This is a genomic window from Psychrobacter sp. APC 3426 (genome assembly GCF_030408035.1).
Taxonomy (GTDB): Bacteria; Pseudomonadota; Gammaproteobacteria; order Pseudomonadales; family Moraxellaceae; genus Psychrobacter.
This window is the reverse complement of sequence record NZ_JASDCF010000013.1, coordinates 21,984-42,740: the sequence shown is the minus strand read 5'-3', so window position 1 is coordinate 42,740 and position 20,757 is coordinate 21,984. Positions and strand designations below refer to the sequence as shown.

At 43.4% G+C, this 20,757-nt stretch carries 15 protein-coding genes and 1 other RNA gene; 14 read left to right on the top strand and 2 right to left on the bottom strand.

Features of this window, described 5'->3' with window-relative positions:
• Positions 1-64: 64 nt before the first annotated feature.
• Positions 65-871 (top strand): DUF4124 domain-containing protein, encoded by an 807-nt coding sequence (locus QL919_RS08260; protein WP_290189080.1) that lies wholly within the window; start codon positions 65-67, stop codon positions 869-871.
• 167 nt (positions 872-1,038) lie between these two features.
• Here QL919_RS08260 and QL919_RS08255 read toward each other — a convergent pair whose 3' ends face one another.
• The gene (locus tag QL919_RS08255; RefSeq protein WP_290189079.1) at positions 1,039-1,755 is read right to left on the bottom strand and encodes an SIMPL domain-containing protein; all 717 of its coding nucleotides are present in this window, start codon (positions 1,753-1,755) and stop codon (positions 1,039-1,041) included.
• A 320-nt stretch (positions 1,756-2,075) separates the two neighbouring features.
• Between QL919_RS08255 and ffs the strand changes: the two genes are divergently transcribed.
• The 13 genes from ffs to msrA all read left to right on the top strand — a co-directional run bounded on the left by ffs (position 2,076) and on the right by msrA (position 19,855).
• Positions 2,076-2,172, top strand: an RNA gene (gene ffs, locus QL919_RS08250) — signal recognition particle sRNA small type.
• 206 nt (positions 2,173-2,378) lie between these two features.
• Positions 2,379-2,975, top strand: a complete 597-nt coding sequence (locus tag QL919_RS08245; RefSeq protein ID WP_290189078.1) for a LemA family protein — start codon at positions 2,379-2,381, stop codon at positions 2,973-2,975.
• A gap of 50 nt (positions 2,976-3,025) precedes the next feature.
• On the top strand, positions 3,026-6,025 hold the full coding sequence (locus QL919_RS08240) for a M48 family metalloprotease (protein WP_290189077.1): 3,000 nt from the start codon (positions 3,026-3,028) through the stop codon (positions 6,023-6,025).
• A gap of 123 nt (positions 6,026-6,148) precedes the next feature.
• The gene (locus QL919_RS08235; RefSeq protein ID WP_290189076.1) at positions 6,149-7,069 is read left to right on the top strand and encodes a hypothetical protein; all 921 of its coding nucleotides are present in this window, start codon (positions 6,149-6,151) and stop codon (positions 7,067-7,069) included.
• Positions 7,070-7,405: 336 nt separating this feature from the next.
• Positions 7,406-8,515: a 3-phosphoserine/phosphohydroxythreonine transaminase gene (gene serC / locus QL919_RS08230; RefSeq protein ID WP_290189075.1), complete on the top strand. Its 1,110-nt coding sequence runs from the start codon at positions 7,406-7,408 to the stop codon at positions 8,513-8,515.
• Positions 8,516-8,805: 290 nt separating this feature from the next.
• Positions 8,806-10,638, top strand: coding sequence for an extracellular solute-binding protein (locus tag QL919_RS08225; RefSeq protein ID WP_290189074.1), 1,833 nt, complete (start codon positions 8,806-8,808; stop codon positions 10,636-10,638).
• A gap of 86 nt (positions 10,639-10,724) precedes the next feature.
• Positions 10,725-11,504 carry a hydroxyacylglutathione hydrolase gene (gene gloB / locus QL919_RS08220; protein WP_201566446.1) on the top strand — a complete coding sequence of 260 codons (780 nt, stop codon included), beginning with the start codon at positions 10,725-10,727 and terminating at the stop codon, positions 11,502-11,504.
• 42 nt (positions 11,505-11,546) lie between these two features.
• On the top strand, positions 11,547-12,617 hold the full coding sequence (yejB, locus tag QL919_RS08215; RefSeq protein WP_290189073.1) for a microcin C ABC transporter permease YejB: 1,071 nt from the start codon (positions 11,547-11,549) through the stop codon (positions 12,615-12,617).
• Positions 12,617-13,699, top strand: coding sequence for an ABC transporter permease (locus tag QL919_RS08210; RefSeq protein ID WP_227692050.1), 1,083 nt, complete (start codon positions 12,617-12,619; stop codon positions 13,697-13,699). The genes yejB and QL919_RS08210 overlap by 1 nt, the downstream gene beginning before the upstream one ends.
• Before the next feature lies 1 nt (position 13,700).
• Positions 13,701-15,398: a dipeptide ABC transporter ATP-binding protein gene (locus QL919_RS08205; protein ID WP_290189072.1), complete on the top strand. Its 1,698-nt coding sequence runs from the start codon at positions 13,701-13,703 to the stop codon at positions 15,396-15,398.
• A gap of 114 nt (positions 15,399-15,512) precedes the next feature.
• The gene (gene tnpB, locus QL919_RS08200; protein ID WP_290189071.1) at positions 15,513-16,664 is read left to right on the top strand and encodes an IS200/IS605 family element RNA-guided endonuclease TnpB; all 1,152 of its coding nucleotides are present in this window, start codon (positions 15,513-15,515) and stop codon (positions 16,662-16,664) included.
• 443 nt (positions 16,665-17,107) lie between these two features.
• Positions 17,108-18,415, top strand: coding sequence for an iron-containing alcohol dehydrogenase (locus tag QL919_RS08195; protein ID WP_290189070.1), 1,308 nt, complete (start codon positions 17,108-17,110; stop codon positions 18,413-18,415).
• A 177-nt stretch (positions 18,416-18,592) separates the two neighbouring features.
• On the top strand, positions 18,593-19,855 hold the full coding sequence (msrA, locus tag QL919_RS08190; RefSeq protein ID WP_290189069.1) for a peptide-methionine (S)-S-oxide reductase MsrA: 1,263 nt from the start codon (positions 18,593-18,595) through the stop codon (positions 19,853-19,855).
• Positions 19,856-20,012: 157 nt separating this feature from the next.
• Here msrA and folE read toward each other — a convergent pair whose 3' ends face one another.
• Positions 20,013-20,609, bottom strand: coding sequence for a GTP cyclohydrolase I FolE (folE, locus tag QL919_RS08185; RefSeq protein ID WP_290189068.1), 597 nt, complete (start codon positions 20,607-20,609; stop codon positions 20,013-20,015).
• Positions 20,610-20,757 lie beyond the last annotated feature (148 nt).

The window sequence follows — 20,757 nt, the reverse complement described above, 5'->3', positions numbered from 1 at the left end:
TACCGCATAATAGTAGTAATAAAGTTATATTGACAATAATACGTACTGATTAGGTTGACTGACTATGTATATGCATTTGAGAAGTAAAATAAACAAACGAGACAGCTTACCGTCTAGCTCTCAAAAATTCATTGGGCTACTGGCTGGTTTGGTTGTTACTTCAGCGAGTTTGCAACTATCTATAGCAAATGCTGCGCCTATCTACAAAGTAATCGATGAAAAAACAGGTCAAGTCACCTTTACCGATCGCCCTCAAAGCTATGAGCAAAAGGCTGGTAAACAGGTTAGTCAGATTGGAATATCCACAGGTGCTGAAACTATTGGCTCAAGCAGTGGCTCAACTAGCGCTTCGACTAGTACTTCAAACAACGCTGCAAACAATCAGCCATCTAGTACGACCAGTGCCGGTTTAAATACGACAACTAAAGTCCCTACCAATTATCAATTGACGATGATAGAGCCTAGCGAGGAACGCGCTTATCGTCGTCCAGTGCAGAATATTGACGTGAATATACAAGTAAAGCCTGCGTTACAAGCGGGGGATAGTGTGAGTATTTACTTAGATGAGAATGAAGTGGCGCAAGGCCTGAATGCTTCAATAGCGACCGTTGACATACTGCCAGGGGTGCATAGTATAAAAGCAGTAGTAAAAAGCGATAAAGGACAGATATTAAAACGGGTTGAGCGTACGGTTCATGTAATCCAAAATACGCAAACCTTGCAAAAGGATAAGAAAATAGCAGAACAGCTTTTAGCGTATCAGCGACTACCTTGGCATCAAAAAGTGTTATTAAAAATGCGTCAAAAAGAGAGTAGTCAGCGAAACATACAAAACAGCCAACCTGTGACTAATGATGCTTTTACCAAATGAGTTGGGCGATAGCTAAATTTGGGCAATAGCTGAATATAGCATTGCGCCTAAAGTGCTTGATCTTTAATATCTCAAAAAAGGGACAGCCCACTTCGGTAAGTGACTGCCCTTTTTTTTATTCAATTAAAAACTCTTTAATTAGCCGACATCTAATGAACTTAACTCCATTATTTAGTTAGCTCAATCGTGCCGTTAGCAGTGACTGAAATGGTGCTATTACCAGATTCGAAGCTTTGGCTTGGTACTGAGGCATCCGCTGCTTCTGCTCTCATATTCATGCTGCTATACATAGGGCGAGGGTAATTGCTACCCGTATTTAGATTGACGTTTACCACGCGATAGCCGCGAGCATCCCAAGCGCGTGTGAGGCTTTTAGCTTGGTTTTGAAAGGCGCGAGAAGCATCAGTCATCAGTTTTTGCTCAAGCGCATCTTTTTTGGCATCTGAGACACCAAAATTTAGATTCTCCATGACCAAGGTTTCTTGTAAGTCGGCAATGAGCTGGCTGGTCGCTGCAAAGTCTGTGCTTTTCAGGTCTATACTTGCCTGTCCTGTCCAGCCGATGATTTTGTCATTTTTATCATAGCGAGGGTAGGTGCGCTGCTGCCCTGTACTGACTGTCACACTAGGGTAGCGTTTAGCGATTTTCATGGCGTTATTGATAGACGTGTTAAGGGTCGTAGCCAGAGCCTTGGACGTGTTTGCTTGTGCTTTTTTGTACATACTTGCGCGCACTTCATCATTTTGAATTTCTTCCTTGACTTCCGTTTGAAAAGTAAGCTGGTCATAGCCTGTTGGTTCTGCGTGTGCGCTGCTCATCATCACTGTTAGTAAGGCGGCCGTACCAGTGGCTATTGCTGTTTTATTCATCAAAATGTTTTTCATGGCTATCTCCTAAGTAGGTAATCATAATTATGAGTCACATCGTAATAATGCGTATTCCGATGTCTCATTTAAAAATTATTATGTTAGCTGCTGTTTGTGTTCATTTTTTATTTAACATGCTGTAAGTAAAATAGCAGAAATTAATGGGGTTGCTGTGAGAGTTTTGTCACTTACGTTACGGGCTAGCGCTATGGATTAGGTGAACGTTACACGGTCTTTTAGCACATAAGCTCAAAGAGTTTTATATCTCCTAAAGTAAACAGTTTGAGCTAGGGGTTGCAATACTAAAAAATTCTTGTATAATCTGCAACTGGTGGCTCCATTGGTAGCCTCGCAACATTGTTCTATGAATCCCGCCAGGACCGGAAGGTAGCAACGGTAATAGTTATAATGTGTGCCGAGGATGTGCTGATGGAGTCGCTTTTTTTTGCCTAAAATTTGAGTAAAGCTTTAACGATAATATTAAAAATGCTCGATTGACATATTAAGCCCTTCATTATAAAGGGCTTTTTTTGTGCCTGTATTTCGTCTGATTCTGAGGTTTCAGTGGTTAAGATGGGTTAAAATAAGATATTAAAGATTATTACCATTGGTATGAATACTGAAAGCTTTGAGGATTAATTATGAAGACGTTCGTTTGGCTATTTATTATTATTGTGGTGCTAGCTGTTGTTTTTGGCGTGTCGATATTTAACAAGTTGGTGCGGGCGCGCAACCAAGCGAAGAATGGTTTTGCTCAAATAGATGTGCAGCTAAAGCGCCGTCATGATTTGATTCCAAACTTGGTAGAGACTGCCAAGCGTTATTTGACCCACGAAGAAGAAACACTGACCCGCGTGATTAGTGCGCGTAATCACGCTCAAAGCTTGCAGGATTCTAGTAAGCATCAACCAGACTCGCTTGAGCATATGGCGCTATTTGCCAAAGCAGAAGGTATGTTGTCCAAAGCCTTGGGGCAATTCTCAGCGGTCGTGGAAGCATATCCTGAGTTAAAAGCGGACGGTATGATTAAAGAGTTGATGGATGAGCTGACCAATACGGAAAATCGTATAGGTTTTGCCCGTCAGCATTATAATGATAGCGTGATGTTTTATAACAATGACCGCGAAGTGTTCCCAAACAATCTTGTCAGCAGCACCTTTGGCTTTCGCCCACTTAGCCCGTTAGTGTTTGAGGATAGAGAAGCAATTGCTCAAGCACCTGTCGTCAATATGGGCTGATATTTCATTATATTCAAATACGTTTAGCTATCTTTAAGTCAGGCATATAGATGGATTTTTTTGGTGAACAGCGGACACGTACTCAGCGCAGCCTATTGCTCTATGGGCTGTTTTTTCTCATCGTATTTGCACATATAGCAGTGGCGCTTGGGGTAATGGCGCTGCTGCTTACTTTATTTACTGGTGGTGTGTATTATTGGGCACTGGTACTGGTCATTGTTTGGACGTTGGCTAGCTTTATTGGTGGTAGCTTTTTAGAGTATCGCCGTTTAAAGGCTGGTGGTCGTGCTATTGCCCAGCGCGTGGGTGCGGTGCGTTTGTTTATCGATAACAGTCAGGACGCTTGGGAACACAGCAGCGGAGTCGCCCATCAGCATGAGTCTGTTGCCAAGGTTCGTTTTAGTGATCGTCATATAGCGGTACGTGATGAGCGTGATTTTCCGCCTGTCTATCGGCGTTACTATGAGATTGCCCAGCAGTTGGCCATTGCTTCTGGTCTAAGTATGCCAATTCTTTATGTGCTGCCTGATGAGCAAGGCATCAATGGCTTTGTCGCGGGTCGCCATAGTCAGGATATGGTGTTAGTCGTCACCCAAGGCGCGCTTGATAAGCTGTCTGATGAGGGGTTATATGGGCTTATTGGTCATGAATATGGTCATATCCTGCATGGCGATGCGACATTCAATTTGCAGCTAATGGTGGTACTGGCAGGCTTGCAGATAGTGTATGACTGGAGTGATCCTATCAGTAATAACGCCTCTGGTTATAGTCGGCAAGGCAGTTATTTTGATGGCTCTTTTAATAGTGCTGTTAATCGAGACATGCCTTTGCCACAAAGCGCAATCGATAGTCATGCACGCAGCACTGAGGCGCAAACAGCAAGCTTTACGAGCCATAGCGATTGGGTATCTTACTGGCACAGCCAGTCACAGAGGCAGCAGTCAGCAGCAAAAAGTCAGTCCAGATGGCTACAAAATAGACCTGAGATTGATCGGCAAGCACCGCGCAGTGTTTGGACATTGCTGTTACATGGGTTGAGCTTTTCGAGTATGGCAAGTGCGCAGCTGATTAAGCATAGCTTTAACCGTCAGCGTGAATTGCTCGCTGATGCGACTAGCGTGCAGCTGACACGCTCGCCTGCGATCATGGAAACTTTAAAAGCCATTCATCAAGATTCACTTGGTTCACGCTTATCAAATATCGCTGATATTAACGGGCTGAGTCACTTCTTTTTTGCCAGCAGTGGGGCGGATCTGGGTGATGTTTCGTGGTTTGCTACGCATCCTAGCTTAAGCGAGCGTATGAGTGCCATCAATGCCAATGCTTATCATGACTTTGCCGTTCAGGTCGCAAGAGAGAAGCGCATAAATCAGCAAAAAATAAAAGAGATATATGAACAGCGTCGTCTTGGTGATTGGAGAGCAATAAAAGCAAATAGCCTAAGCAGAAATAAAGAAGCAATCACACCCCAATCTCATATATCTAAAGCTCACTCAACATCTGTTAATCATGCTGTTGATAATAATTTCATCGAAAATCCTAATGATATGACTGACAATGAAGTTTCAGATTTTTCTACTGATGAATCTAGCAGTAAACTGGAAACAGATGTAGGTCTTGAGTTTGTCGTAGAGGGAGATGTGGTTGTTGATGGGCGTTTGCAGGTAGCAGAAGATATTGGTACTTATCAGCTGTTAAAACCATGGATGGCAAAACCTGACAGCGATTTGCCATCAGCAGCTTTGATTAGTGTTGACGATATAAACAAAGTGACATTATCACAATATGTGCTCAATCACAGTCATCATCCATTAGGGGCGCAAGCTCTAATAGAAGCCATCATGCTTTGTCATCAAGGACAGGCAATATCTACGACTGGCATGTATGATTTAAAAGATATTTGGCTTGGGCTTCCAAACGATAGAGTATTTGCTGCTGACACCAATGCTAATACTAAGATGAAGCCTAGTACTTTCAGTAACCCTCAAGTTTTAGCGCATACGCTAGACCATAAATTATTAAAAATAATTGCAAATCTTGATAGACGTTTAGATAGTGCTTTGATTGCATTTGCTGTAAATAAACTACGCCAGCATGATTTATCAGAAAGCATCATTGATCAATTACGTCTAAAAAGCGAAACCAGTCATAGCAACCAAGCGCATCAACACTATGTAAAGCAGCAAAAATGCCGTACGATGCTGTTGCGCTATCAACAAGGCATGCTTGAGTTGTTTGGAAAACAGCTATCAGCTGATCTGACCAAAAGTTTTTCTGATAATTTATCAGATGAAAAATATTTAACAGGTGATGTTCAGTCAGTACCGACTCCTTTGAATAATGCGACAATATCAACTCCAGCGCAGCAAGTTTCACCAATTCTATCGTTATGGCAAGCGCTGCATTTACAGCAGTTACTGCCGATATTTTCCGAAATTTTAAACGATAATGATGGAGACATACAGGCTGAATGGCAACCGCTATTACAGAGGGGTATGAGTGATATATGTGCTCAGCTTGATCCTTCTGGACAGGTGTTTAATGGCATTAATGTGGCTAAGAGAGCCATATTGACGTTGCTTGCATACCGGCTATCGAAAGACGTCAAAGGTCAAGTGATATCGACGCCAGATAGCTCAGTACATGTGTCAGGGCTCGGCTATAATAATGACAGCGTTGCGCACTATATTGTAGATTTACGCCGCCATGCGCGCTTGATTGATATTAATTTAACCACGGTCAGTGATGCTAACTTGCAGTGGTTATTATTAACTGTTCAAAGTCTAAATAGCGTTCAGCTATTGGTTATTATTAATGCTGTGCCCACCCATCCTGCATCTATTGCTACGGACTCTATAATAGGGACTCAGGGGAAAGAGAATTATCCAGAGAGGCAACAAGAAAGCCGTCAAATAGACTATAATGAGTATCGACAATGGCTAAGCACATTGCATACCGTCATGTTACACGATACGATAATCAGTCAGGATGAGTATGACTGCTTGATGGTACTCGCAGAGCGATGGCTAGGCGTTCGCGAGCTTTTTTGAATGCAGCTTAGTTGACACCTCAGGAGTCATTCAGCAGCTATGATGAATACTTTGGTTAAGCTGTCAAACTGATCAGCACATCTTTAAATGATTCAAACAAAATGAGCAGGGTAATAGAGACACATGAGTGATATCCAAGAACCGCTAATTGTATTGCAGCGCCGTATGCAGCAGCGCCAAATCCTAGCGATGATGGGTATTGAGCAATGGGTACAGCCGAATTCAGCGACGTTAAATATTACGGATATTGAGGCTGCTGAAAGCCAATTTGACTTATCTAATCAAAGCGCCTCTAACCAAAATATTGCACAACCAAGCGTTGAAGCAGAAGTCGTGGCGCGTTTAAATAATAACTCTTTAGACAATGAATCAGCAGACTCTATACTGGATACAGAAAATACGCCTGCTAGCGATTATGGTGATATTCAGAGTTATAATGACGTTCAAGATATTAACGAGCATGCCAATGAGCAAAGCCCAGTAAGCTATAGTTTTGACAGTACGACAAGCCATGCATCGAACTCTCCAAGCAATAGCGACTCTCAAGATAGCTTGCAACAAATACCACAAAACGTTGAGCAAGCGGTTGCCCCTCTAATAGAAACAGTTACGACAACTTCCATTACGTCTATCAATCAAACGCATGCCGCCAGTATTAGCAATGATGATAGCTTTAAAAAAGTAGCACCGTTTGACTTACAAGGTGGTCGCTATGGCGATTGGGTAATTTTGGTTGATATCCAAGCACTTAATAATGACAGCCAAAAGCTATGGCAAAATATCACGCAAGCGTTATCAATCACCTGCGAGACAACTTCCTTTCCGATATGTGAGGGTATGGATACTGCCGAGCTTGCCAATGCCAGCCTTGCTGGATATGTGTTTAAAATTGGTCGCACTGAAGAAATAAAAGTTATGTCATTAACCGCGCTGCCTGATGACCTTGACCATCCTAAACTTACTGCAGTACCTACCTTGGATGAGATGCTCGCTGATAGTAACCTCAAGCATCAATTGTGGAAGCTGCTGTCGAGTCAGAGTTAAAGTTAAAGACTTACTTCTGTAAATGTTAAAAAGAAATTAAAAATTGTGATTAACAAAATAGAGATATAAATTATAGTGAGTCCTAAATAAAAAGAGTACAGCTTTTACAGCGTGCTACTGGGATAAATTTTCTTTGCTTGCTGTGCGACTCCGTCACTCCAGAGGCTGCATAACTGTATTTTAAAAGAAAGCATCCCAGTAGCACTGTATTTATTTTATAGTGGATCGACTATACCTTAAGGCGTTTTAAAGCTGAAGTTTGAAAACTTGGCTTCTAAACTTAGCTGTTAAAACTTATATAACCACGATGATTTCATCATATTTAGGATATTGATTATGACCAGTAAAGCCGCTCCTAACCGTGTACCTAATTTTTCAGCGGGACCCGCCACTATACCGACCGCAGTGCTAGAGCGTGCGCAAAGTGAGCTGCTTGATTGGCAGGGGCGCGGTATGTCGGTCATGGAAGTCAGTCACCGTAGTAAAGAATATGTCGCGATTACTGAAAAAGCCGAAGCTAAATTGCGCTCGTTAATGGATATTCCAGATAACTATAAGGTGCTATTTTTGCAAGGCGGTGCCAGCTTACAGTTCTCAGCGATACCATTGAACTTATTAAATGGTGGGCGCGGTGACTATCTGACTACCGGTGCATGGTCAGGTAAAGCGGTCAAAGAAGCCAAGCGCTATGCCAACTTAGGTCTTGGTGAGGTTAATGAGGTGGCAACGGGTAAGGACAGTAACTTTACAGACGTGCCGGCTCAAAGCGATTGGAACCTAAGCGAAGATGCTGCGTACTTCCACTACTGCGCCAATGAGACTATTCATGGTCTACAAATATTTGAGCCGCCACAAGTTGATGCGCCGATTATCGCTGATATGTCTTCTTGCATTTTGTCACAGCCAATTGACGTCTCCAAATTTGGCATGATTTACGCTGGCGCACAAAAAAACATCGGTCCAGCAGGGCTTATCATTGTGATTATTCGTGAAGACTTACTGGGGCAGGCAAGTGAATGGTGCCCGCTACTAATGAACTACGCGCATCAGGCTGAAAAAGAGTCGATGTCAAACACGCCAGCGACGTATTCTTGGTATTTGGCAGGGTTGGTGTTTGATTGGTTAGAAGAGCAGGGCGGCGTTGAGGCTATTTATAAAGTGAACAAGCAAAAAGCAGATTTGCTCTATAAGACAATCGATGACAGCGGCTTCTACAGTAATCCAGTTGATCCTAAATATCGCTCTATCATGAATGTGCCGTTTACGTTAGCTGACAGCAGCCTTGATAAAGTATTTTTAGAAGAGTCAGAAGCTGCAGGTTTGATGAATCTAAAAGGTCATCGTGATGTGGGCGGTATGCGTGCCAGTATCTATAATGCGGTGTCGCTAGATTGGGTACAGCAATTGGTTGACTTTATGATCGCGTTTGAAAAAAAGCACGCTTAAGTCAGCACAGGCTTTAAAACAAAAGACGCAACTTTTATAAGCTGCGTCTTTTTTTATGGGCATTAGCGTTTTTTAAGCTAAATAATCTGTCATGTAGCAATCTTAACGCTGCAAACCATTAGGTTAAAAAACCTAAGTTTGTTATGATAAAATTTTGCAGTAGTTATGAGAGCTTATGATATGGCGTTTTTTCGTTTAGTTCTCATTTAAGATGCAATAGACTTTCAGTCATTAGGTAAATTCTCCATATATCCATTTGGTTTAGCAGAGGGGTTTGTTATAACTTTATTATGATAAAAAATACCATGCTAAAAACTGTCCTGTTAGTGGCAGTTGTGAGTTGGATTCCAGCCAGTATCGCGGTGCCAATCACTACTACTGCGCTTGGTCATAATAGTACCACCGAGTATATTGACGTGCCCTTTATGCCCTACGCCAATCCAAATGCGCCGACAGGTGGCACGCTCTCGCTTGATGCACGTGGTACCTTTAATGCGGCCAATAAATGGATGACCACAGGCGTGGCGATGGTTGGTACGGACTATTTATATGATACTTTGATGACTGGCTCACTAAATGAAGCCTTTACCATGTATCCGCAGCTGGCAAGTAAGGTGACTTATGACCCAGAGGATACCAGTTGGATTATCTATCATATTAACCCTGCCGCCCGCTTTTGGGATGGTTCAGCGGTAACCAGTCACGATGTCAAAGCCACTTATGATGCGATACTGAATAAAGGGCCGATGTATATTCGTAGCTATTTGGGCGATATTAAAGATATTGAAATTATTGATAAGCAACGAGTGAAGTTTGTCTTTGCTTCTGATGACAATAAAGAGATTCTATTAACAGTCGGGCAGTTTCCTGTTTTTGCCAAAACTTCTATCGATGCTGACTTTGAAAAAATTAGCTTAACGCCATTGATGGGTAGTGGGCCTTATAAGCTCGGACGCGTTGATGCAGGACGCTCGGTCAGTTATATACGTGATCCTAATTATTGGGGGCGTGATTTGATGGTCAATCGCGGTCGTTATAACTTTGATATGATTAAGTTTGTCTATTATCAAAGTGATGAGATTGCTTTTGAGGGTTTTAAATCAGGGCAATATCGTTTCCGTCCGGAGAATAAAGCTTCTAATTGGGCAACCGGTTACAATTTCCCAGCCGTCAAAGCAGGTATGATTAACAAAGAAAGCATCAGCAGCGAAAATCCCGTACCGATGCAAGCACTCGTCATGAATATGCGTCGACCAATTTTTCAAGACATTCGCGTCCGCCAAGCATTGACCGCAGCTTATGACTTTGAATGGATGAATAAAACATTGTTTCATGGGCAGTATGAGCGTCTGCAAAGCTTTTTTCATGGCTCAGAGCTTGCCGCTACGGGTACGCCATCTGCTGCTGAGATGCAGGTGCTGAGTCCATTGCTATCGAAGCTTGAACCCGTTCAACGTCAAGCGGTGTTAGCAGAATGGCAACTGCCCACCAGTGATGGTAGTGGTTTTAATCGCGAAGGATTATTACAAGCCAGACAGCTATTGCTAGATGCAGGCTTTTACTATGAAGATATGCAGCTATATCAGCCTGATGGCGCGCTTGCTCAGATTGAGATTTTGATGACGGGCGAAACCATGGGCCGTGTATTACTACCTTATATTCGAAATTTAAAACGCTTAGGATTCGATGCGACTCTCCGCCAAGTGGATGGTCCGCAATATTACGAGCGTGTGCGCCGTTTTGATTATGATATGGTGGTTGATGTATTTGCCCAGAGTCTATCGCCTGGTGCTGAGCAAGCGGCATTTTGGGGTAGCGCGGCGGCTGATCAACCCGGTAATAGAAATACAGCCGGTATCAAAAACACAGCCGTCGATGAAATAACAGCCAAGCTTGCGAATGCTGAAAATCGTGACGAGATTATTTTATATACTAAAGTACTCGATCGTCTGCTGCGTGCGGGTCATTATTTAGTACCGTTATATGGCAAGTCTGGCACCAATGTGGCCTATTGGGATCAGTATCGCCACACTGAAAAGCTACCAACCAATGCCGTCGGTATCGACTATTGGTGGGTTGATAAAGAAGCAGAGTCACGTGTTAATCAATATTTAAAACAATAAATGATAGTGATTTTTAAGTTTTATTTCATATCAAAATTTTGATAAAAAACATTAGCAATAAAGATAACTACTGGTAAGGATTCAATATGAGTATTCGTATTCACCCGATCAAAGCGTTCAATGATAACTACATTTGGACACTCATTAATGAAAATAATAAGCAGGCCATTGTCATTGATCCGGGTCAAGCTGAGCCAGTCATTGCTTATTTAGAAGAAAATGAGTTGGAGCTGACGTCTATTTGGACCACTCATCATCATCATGATCATATCGGCGGCGTCGCAGAGCTACAAGAATCTTATCCGATGACGCATCTGGTCGCACACAGTGAGCATACGGTAGATGAAGATCAAACCATTAAAGATGGCAGCACCGTAAGTGCTTGGGGCTGCTCCGCGCAAGTTTGGGATGTCTCAGGTCACACCGCCAGTCACATGGCTTATATACTAGATATCGATGGTAGTAAGCATTGTTTTTGCGGGGATACCTTGTTTAGTGCGGGCTGTGGACGTGTGTTTACTGGGACAATTGAGCAGTTGCATGAGAGCTTTAAGCGTTTAAATGGCTTACCAGCTGAGACGCTGCTGTATCCAGCTCACGAATATACTGCCAGCAATCTACGCTTCGGCCTATCTATTGAGCCTGCTAATGAAGCGATGCAGCAAGCATTGGCGCAAGCTGAAGAGAAAACTGCCCAAGGCATTCCAACATTACCTGTGACCTTAGAACATGAGCGTGCGATAAACGTGTTTTTGCGGACGCAAGAGCCAAGCGTGATTGCAGGTGTGAAATCTAGATTGACTATCGATGATGAGAAGTCTTTGACTGTATTTGCCGCTTTACGTGAGCTTAAAAATAACTTCTAAACGCTAAGTTGTCATACCTGTTTATTTTAGGAAGCTGCCATTATGGGTCGTTATATCTTAAAAAGATTGCTACTGATATTACCGACGCTATTTTTGATATTGCTGGCAAACTTTGTGATTGTCCAAGCAGCGCCTGGTGGTCCTGTTGAGCAGCAACTGGCACTGATCGAGCAAGGTGCAAAGGACAGTGTGCTCGGTGGTAATATCGGCGCGGGCAGTGCAGGCGGCAACGATAGCACTTATCAAGGTACGCGTGGTCTATCGGAGGAGATGGTTGCGGCAATTAATGCCCAATACGGCTTTGACAAGTCAGCCCCTGAGCGTTTTTGGCTAATGCTAAAGAACTATGCCCAGTTAGATTTTGGTGAGTCGTTTTTTAAAGGTCAGACGGTGACCGACCTGATTATAGAGAAACTACCCGTATCGATCTCGCTAGGGCTTTGGAGTACACTGCTGATTTATATGATCGCCATTCCACTCGGGGTTTATAAAGCCATGCATCATGGTTCGGGGATTGATAAATTCACTGCTATGCTGCTTGCTATTGGCCATGCGATTCCTGTGTTTGTGTTTGCTGTTATATTATTGGTGTTTTTTGCGGGTGGTAGCTACTGGAACATTTTTCCATTGCAAGGATTGACCTCCGAGAATTTTGATCAGTTAAGCGTACTTGGTAAAGTGAAAGATTACTTTTGGCATCTGGCACTGCCGCTGCTAGCAAGTACCGTTGGTGGTTTTGCAGGCTTAACCTATTTGACCAAGTTTAGCTTTTTAGAGGAGCTGGGTAAGCAATACGTCCTCACCGCACGAGCCAAAGGCTTAGGTGAGCGTCAAGTTCTATATGGCCATGTCTTTCGTAATGCGATGCTGATTATTATCGCCGGTATTCCAGCGGCTATCGTTGGGATTTTCTTTGCTGGTAACTTCCTCATTGAGATTATCTTTAAGCTTGATGGTTTGGGGCTGTTAGGTTTCGAAGCCATTCAGCAGCGCGATTATCCAGTGATATTTGGGACACTATTTATCTTTACCTTGGTGGGGCTGTTATTACAGTTAATCAGTGATTTAAGTTATCACTTGATTGATCCTCGTATTGATTTTGAGGGGCGTTAATGTCAAGTCATCCATTACCTTCAACGCCCTCAACCGTATCTTCTATTCCTATAGAAAAAAAACGCCGTTTAAATCCTATTTGGCAGGCACGCCTAAACCGTTTTCGCCATAATCGTCTTGGGGTTATATCGCTGTTTGTTTTTGCGCTAATATTTGTCATTTGTATGGCAGCCAATGTGATTGCCAATGACAAGCCACTACTGGTGCAGTATCAAAGCGATTACTATTTTCCAGTGTTAAAAGCATATCCTGAGACGACTTTTGGCGGGGTATTTGAGACCGAGACCAATTACAAAGACCCTGCGGTGCAAACGCTGATTAACGATCAGGGTTATTATGTGATGCCGCTCATTCCCTTTGCCGATCAGACGCCAAACGTTGAGCTGGGCATTCCGTATCCTGCGCCACCCAATAGCCAGAATTGGCTTGGTACTGATGATTTAGGCCGTGATGTGCTGGCGCGCATACTTTATGGCATGCGCGTATCTTTATTGTTCGGTCTGGCACTGACGCTGGCGGGCGCATTGATTGGCATCATTGTCGGTGCGATACAAGGCTATTACGGTGGCTGGGTAGATTTGGCAGGGCAGCGTTTCATGGAGGTGTGGGGCGGTATGCCGCAGCTGTTTATGATTATTATTTTGGTCAGCTTGTTTAGCCCTAGTATCTTTATGCTGTTTGCGATGATGCTGTTATTTGGTTGGATGGGGCTGGTCGGTTTGGTACGGGCAGAGTTTTTACGAGCGCGTAATTTTGATTATGTCCGTGCCGCTCGCAACCTTGGGGTGTCGGACAGTCAAATCATGCTCAGACATATCTTGCCTAATGCGTTGGCCTCAAGCTTGTCACAACTGCCGTTTATCCTAACCGCTAATATCATTGCTTTAACAGCGCTAGACTTCTTAGGGTATGGTTTACCGCCTGGGTCACCATCGCTTGGTGAGTTGATGGTGCAAGGGAAAAACAACCTCGATGCCCCTTGGCTGGCCTTATCTGGATTTTTCAGCTTAACCTTTATTTTATCATTGCTCATTTTCGTTGGCGAAGCGCTGCGTGATGCCTTTGATCCGAGGCGTTCCTGATATGACAACTGATAAGATGATAAACGCTAATATGATAACTGCTACTGAGCAAAATAATCGTTTAAATAACAGTCATAGCAAAGCACAGAATAAGCTCATGCTGACAGTGGATAAGCTTAGTATCGCCACCAATGCAGGTAATGCTTTAGTCGATAAACTAACGTATGAGCTTAGGCAAGGGCAAACGCTAGCCATCGTTGGTGAGTCGGGCTCTGGCAAATCGATTGCCAGTCTCGCGCTGTTGGGCTTGTTACCCGATAGTTTGACCGTTACTGGTGAAGTGCAGTTAGCAGATGCGACAGGAATGGCTACATTGCCGATAAGCAATCACAAAACAGGTGATGCTGCGCTACGCTCTATCCGTGGTCAACGCATCGGCATGGTATTTCAAGAGCCGATGACGGCGCTCAATCCATTACATACGGTTGCTAAGCAAATCGCAGAGTCTCTGCGTCTCAGCGGTGTACCCAAAAAGCAATGGCGCGAAAGAAGCATCGCTTTGCTAGACGATGTCAATATTACTGACCCTGCTGATAAACTGAATCGCTATCCGCATGAGCTATCGGGTGGTCAACGTCAGCGGGTAATGATTGCCATGGCATTAGCGCAGCAGCCTGATATTTTAATCGCTGATGAGCCAACCACCGCGCTTGATGTGACCTTGCAACATGAAATTCTCGCCCTGTTAGATGACCTTAAGCGTCAGCACAATATGGCGATGGTATTAATCAGCCATGATCTCAATTTGGTTAGACGCTACAGTGATGAAGTCATCGTTATGCGTCAAGGGCACACTATTGAGCAGGGGAAAACTGCAGATGTGTTTAGTCAGCCTAAAGCCGACTATACTCGCACACTTATTAAGCAAGACTTTGGGCAGGCGCTAAGTTTATTCGCTGATAGCAGTGAGCAACCAACCGTATTGCAAGTCAGTAACCTACAAGTGCAGTTTCCTGTAGAGAAAAGTCTATTTGGCGGTACCAAACGCTGGTTTGATGCGGTAAAAAATGTCGATATGATCCTACACAAAGGGCAGGCACTAGGTATCATTGGTGAGTCAGGCTCTGGGAAAACCACGATTGCCCTTGCGCTAAGTCAATTACTCAGCAATCAAGCGCGTGTCGGTGGCCAGATAATGGTCAATGGACAAGATATCTCGGCATTATCAAAACGCGATCTGCGTACCTTTCGCTCGCAGATTCAAATGGTATTTCAAGACCCCTTTGCCAGTATTAACCCGCGTATGACGGTCATGCAGATAGTAGAAGAAGGGCTATTAGTACAAGGCGTTGATAAAATATCCCGCCAGCAGGCAGTAATGGATAGTCTTGCTACTGTGCATTTGCCGTTAGAGTTTGCGCAGCGTTATCCACATGAGCTATCAGGTGGTCAGCGTCAACGCGTGGCGCTTGCGCGAGCACTCATTATGCAGCCCAGTCTATTGATACTGGACGAGCCCACTTCTGCACTTGATAGCACCACGCAAGTTACTGTGGTCAGTTTGCTACGTGAAATTCAGGAAAAACTGCAAATCAGTTATGTATTTATCAGTCATGATTTAAAAGTAGTCCGCGCGTTATGTCAGCATATTATGGTGCTAAAAGAAGGTAGGTGTATTGAGTATGGTCGTACTGAAGAGGTTTTCAATAACCCAGAGCATCCATATGCTCAGCAGTTATTGCAGGCAAGTGTGCTATAGCCTAAGAAGATAGAATTGAATAACGACACGGATTTAACATTTCAGCGCAGAATTCCCCTACTTCTAAAGTAGAGGGATGAATGCGTCAGACTTTTGATATGGTACAATAGCTTCATGCCAAAACAAATCCTAAAAGCCTATAAAGTCAGGCTCTACCCTAATGAAGAACAGCAAATATTCTTTGCCAAATCATTCGGCTGTACACGCTTTATCTGGAATAGGATGCTTAGTGACAAAATAGACCATTACAACGAGCATAAGACCGAGCTTAAAAACACCCCTGCTCACTATAAAAAAGAATTTGAGTGGCTCAAAGAAGTCGATAGCCTGGCGTTGGCTAACGTCCAGCAAAACCTAAGAGCCGCTTATAACGCCTTCTTTAAGAACGGCACAGGTTTCCCTAAGTTCAAAAAAAAAGGAATTAAGGATAGTTATACGACCAACAACCAAAAAGGCACAGTGGCGATCACAGACAGCACTGTCAAACTGCCTAAGATTGGTCATATCAAGGCTAGACTCCCAAGTAAAATAAACGGCCTAATAAAATCAGCGACCATCAGCCGCACCCCATCAGGCAAGTACTATGTCAGCCTACTGGTTGAAACCATCGCTACAACACTGCCAAAAACACACTCTAACATCGGCATTGACTTAGGAGTGACCGACTTTATCGTCTTATCGGACAGCACGAAAGTTGCCAATCCTACCTTTTTATCGCAGCTGCAAGACAAGCTTGCGCGAGAACAGAAAATACTGGCCAAACGCAGAGCAGTGGCCAAAGCGAATCAACGCAAGCTGTCAGAGAGCCGCAACTATCAAAATCAAAAAGTTAAAGTCGCTAAGGTATATGAAAAAATAACCAATATCCGAAAAGACTTTCTACACAAACTCTCATTCACTCTCATCAAAAACCACGATGTGATTGCGATTGAGGACTTAAACGTCAAAGGCATGGTTAAGAATAGAAAGTTATCTAAAGCCATATCAGACAGCTCATGGTCAACCTTCACCACCATGCTGAACTACAAGGCTGAATGGTACGGTAAAGCGCTAATCAAGGTTGATAGATGGTATCCATCTTCTAAGACCTGCTCAGGCTGTGGTCACTTACTGACTAAGGCTGAGCTACCATTACAGGTGAGATCATGGAATTGCCCCAGCTGCTTGCAATCCAACGATAGAGACATCAACGCCAGTATCAATATCCTCAACGAAGGATTGAAGTTGGCAACAATCAAAACCGTCGGTGCGACGGGGTTAGCTTAGTCCATTTGCCTAACCGCTGATACAAAATATCGTATCAAGTATGGGTATTACCTAAGAAACCCCTACCTCTATAGGTGGTGGGTAGTTCATATATCACTTATGGTATTTGGCTGAGCATCTTGGCACCTGTGGTAATGATTTGGTATTTTGATCAAGATAATAAGCAGTGGTTGGCCAAAGAAGCGGATTAATATGAGCTAATTGAGTGTGCCGTATTTATCAAAAAAATTGTCGACTAAGCAGTGGCAAAGCGAGAAATAGTGAGAACATAGCAGTTCATAATAATCGCAACATCCTAAAAATGGCAGTGGTACAATAAGTTTAAACAGTAGTTTGCTTTATGTAGGCGCTGACGCAGTGTCTCTATTTTTATTTTGACAGCGGTGCTGATTCGCTGATTCAAGTTGTTAGTATTAGCCTCATCAAAAAGGATTTTTGTGCCCATGAAAAAACAAAACAGTATTGCTAAATTAGTGAGTAACAATCCATTGCAACATGCTGGTTATTTGGCAGTTGCCAAGACTCGCGCCAAAGTGCTAAAAGCATTTTCTTACGTCGTACCTATCAGAAGACCGATGTTATTTGTCGGTGAGACCTCTTGTGAGGATCTGTGCGACATGCTTATTAATGAGGGTAATACCAATGTCTTTATCGTTACTGACGCGGTATTAAATAAGCTTGGTATCCCTGCTAAAGTCACTGACTATCTAGATAGCAAAAACATCAGCTATCATGTTTATGATGGTATTACGCCAGATCCTACCTTTAAGGTTGTGGAAGAGGGACTGCAAAAATCTATCGACGCCAAGTGCGACTCAATTATTGCTATCGGTGGTGGCTCAGTGATTGATGCGGCTAAAATGATTGCCATGTCACAAGGTAACAAGTGCCAACCGCAACAGCTTATCGGTATCCTAAAAGCAAGAAAGCCTTCTGTGCCATTATATTGTGTGCCTACAACTGCTGGAACGGGTTCAGAAGCGACACTTGGGGCTGTTGTATCAGATGACAAAACCCATCAAAAAGCTCTGTCTATCGATCCAAGAATGGTGCCATTAGCAGCGGCCATTGACCCTGTGATTATGAAAGGCATGCCTGCTCATATCACAGCCGATACGGGCATTGATGTGTTAACACATGCCTTAGAAGCTTGGATGAGTGCCAATGCTAGCGTCGAGACCGATTATTATGCGGCCTCTGCGGTTAAGTCTGTGATGCAGAACCTACCGGTCGTATATGAAGATGGCGGCAATCTAAAGGCAAGAGAAGAGATGGGCATTGCGGCTCACTACGGCGGCATTGCCTTTAATAAAGCAGGTCTGGGTTATGTTCATGCCATCGCCCATCAGCTCGGTGCGTATTACAGTATTCCTCATGGCCGCGCCAACGCCATTGTGTTGCCTTATGTACTGGACGTCAACCGTAAAGCGAGCAAAAAAAGACTGGCAGCGCTGGCACGCAGAACAGGTATGGTGAAGGATGGTCAAGCCAGCAATAATGATTCTGAGATTGCAGATCACCTAATCGCTCAAGTACGCGAGCTCATTGCTGCCTTAAATATCGATCCAACCGTTAAAGGTATGCAAACCAGTGATTTTGATAGCATTGCTAAAGCGGCAGCTAAAGAAGTCAGTGATACCTATGCAGTACCAACTTATCTATCAGCGTCTGAAATCAAAGATATCTTAACGAAAATTAAGCAGGCAAGTGCAGATCGTGCAGGTACTGATTCTAAAGATGCGGTTGCATAAATTATTTGCAGTACAAGTCATTTAGCGATTAGATGAACGAAAGCTTATTACCGGAAGGTAGTAAGCTTTTTTTATTGGTGTTAATTCAGCCGTATGAATATAAATAACAGTTTAGGAATATTTCCGTGAGACCTAGAGGTTACGATGATTTCAAGACTCTATTTTTAGGAGACTTCCATGACACACCGACGACTAATTGGCTATCCGTCATCAGCTAAAATTGTTGGTATGGCTATCATAGCGAGCAGTGCTTTATACGTTGGTTGTGCTGCTACCGAAAATACGGATACTGTCAAAAACACTCGCATTGATAATCCCTATGCCCCTACGGATTCAAATTTAGCAGTCGCTACTGTCGCTGGTGGTTGTTTTTGGTGTGTCGAATCGGGCTATGAGAGTATTCCTGGCGTGGTAGAGGTGGTGTCAGGTTATGCTGGTGGTCAGACACAAAACCCAACCTATGAAGCGGTATCGGCAGGTGGTACAGGTCATACTGAGGCTGCGCAGATATACTATGACCCGACGAAAATCACCTATAACGGTATCGTTCAAGCGTTGTGGCGAATTGCTGATCCCACGGATGATAAAGGCCAATTTGTAGATCGTGGTACTCAGTATCGTCCCGCTATTTTTTATAACAATGAGCAAGAAAAGCAGATAGCAGAAGCTGCGAAGCAATCGCTACAAGCATCTGGCGTCTATAAAAAACCAGTTGTGATTGAAATTGTTCCTGCCAGTACTTTTTATCCTGCTGAAGAGTATCATCAAGATTATTATAAGAAGAATCCACTACGATACAAGGCTTATACTTTTAATTCTGGTCGCTACCAGTTTATTGAAAGTGTCTATGGCAAAGATTATGAGTTGGATTTTAGTCAGTTTACACCAACGGCGGACAATACCAGTCAAGCAGTGCCTGATAAGTTGGTAACAGCCACGACAGATAGAGTTAAAACATCTACCGCTAACACAAGAGCCGGCTTCAATCCTGATGGGTTTATAAAACCTACTCAGGAAACCCTAAAAAAATCGCTCAGTGATATTCAATATAAAGTGACTCAAAAGGACGGTACCGAACGTGCTTTTGATAACGAATATTGGGACAACAAAGACCCTGGGTTGTATGTCGATGTGGTATCAGGTGAGCCGTTGTACTCTTCTCGTGACCAATATAAATCTGGCACAGGTTGGCCAAGCTTTACTCGTCCGCTAAATACTAATCTAGTGGTGGAAAAGGCAGATCGAGGAATATTTGGCACTCGTACTGAGATTCGTAGTCGCTATGCAGATTCACATGTCGGTCATGTATTTGATGATGGGCCAGCACCGACAGGCAAGCGCTACTGTATGAACTCAGCAGCGATGCGGTTTATACCATTAGCCCAAATGCAGGCAGAAGGCTATGGGCGTTGGATAGATGATGTGGCACCCGCTAGCTAGTAGGTATTCAACGATTAATCATCCTGCATTAATTTGCAATGAATGAGTGAGTAAAACGCATAAGTCTTCTATAAAAAAAGGATACCCAGTTAGGTATCCTTTTTTCTTCGTTATTTAGGGCGTATGCAACACATCCTAACAATAATGCTTTTACACATTAAAATGCTGGCCGACGTTTGGGCACAGCATCCAAAAATTCATTACGCGCTTGGTTGTTATGCTCGTATTCGCCAAGCATAGCAGTACTACGCGTGGTTGAGTGCTGTTTACTGACGCCGCGCATCATCATGCACATATGCGATGCATCCATTACGACTGCCACACCGCGACAGCCAGTCACATCCATAATAGTCTGTGCAACTTGCTCACTTAAGTTTTCTTGAATTTGTAGACGACGGGCAAACATATCTACAATGCGAGCAAACTTCGACAGACCTAGCACTTGTCCATTGGGCAAATAGCCGATATGAGCAACACCGTGAAAAGGTAACATATGATGCTCACACAATGAGTAAAACTCAATATTCTGTACCAATACTAGTTCACGATTTGTCGATGGAAATACAGCATCATTGACCACTTCATCCAAGCTTTGATGATAGCCTTGGGTTAAATGAGAAAAAGCTTTTGCCGCACGTGCAGGCGTGTCTAATAAACCAGGACGATTCAAGTCTTCGCCAGTTGATCCAATCAGTTGACGATAGGATTCGATGTTTTCTTTATAATCTGGAATTGTTATTGGGGTGTTACTCATAAGTTTGGCAGCCATCCAAAATGTGGGTGTAGCTTAACGCTAAATCCTTGGTTATAAACAATGGTTATAAAGGATTTTTATAAAAAAATTGTGCAAGCTGGGAAGGGCTGTGATTATACTCGAAATCTACTTAACTTCATACCGCTGT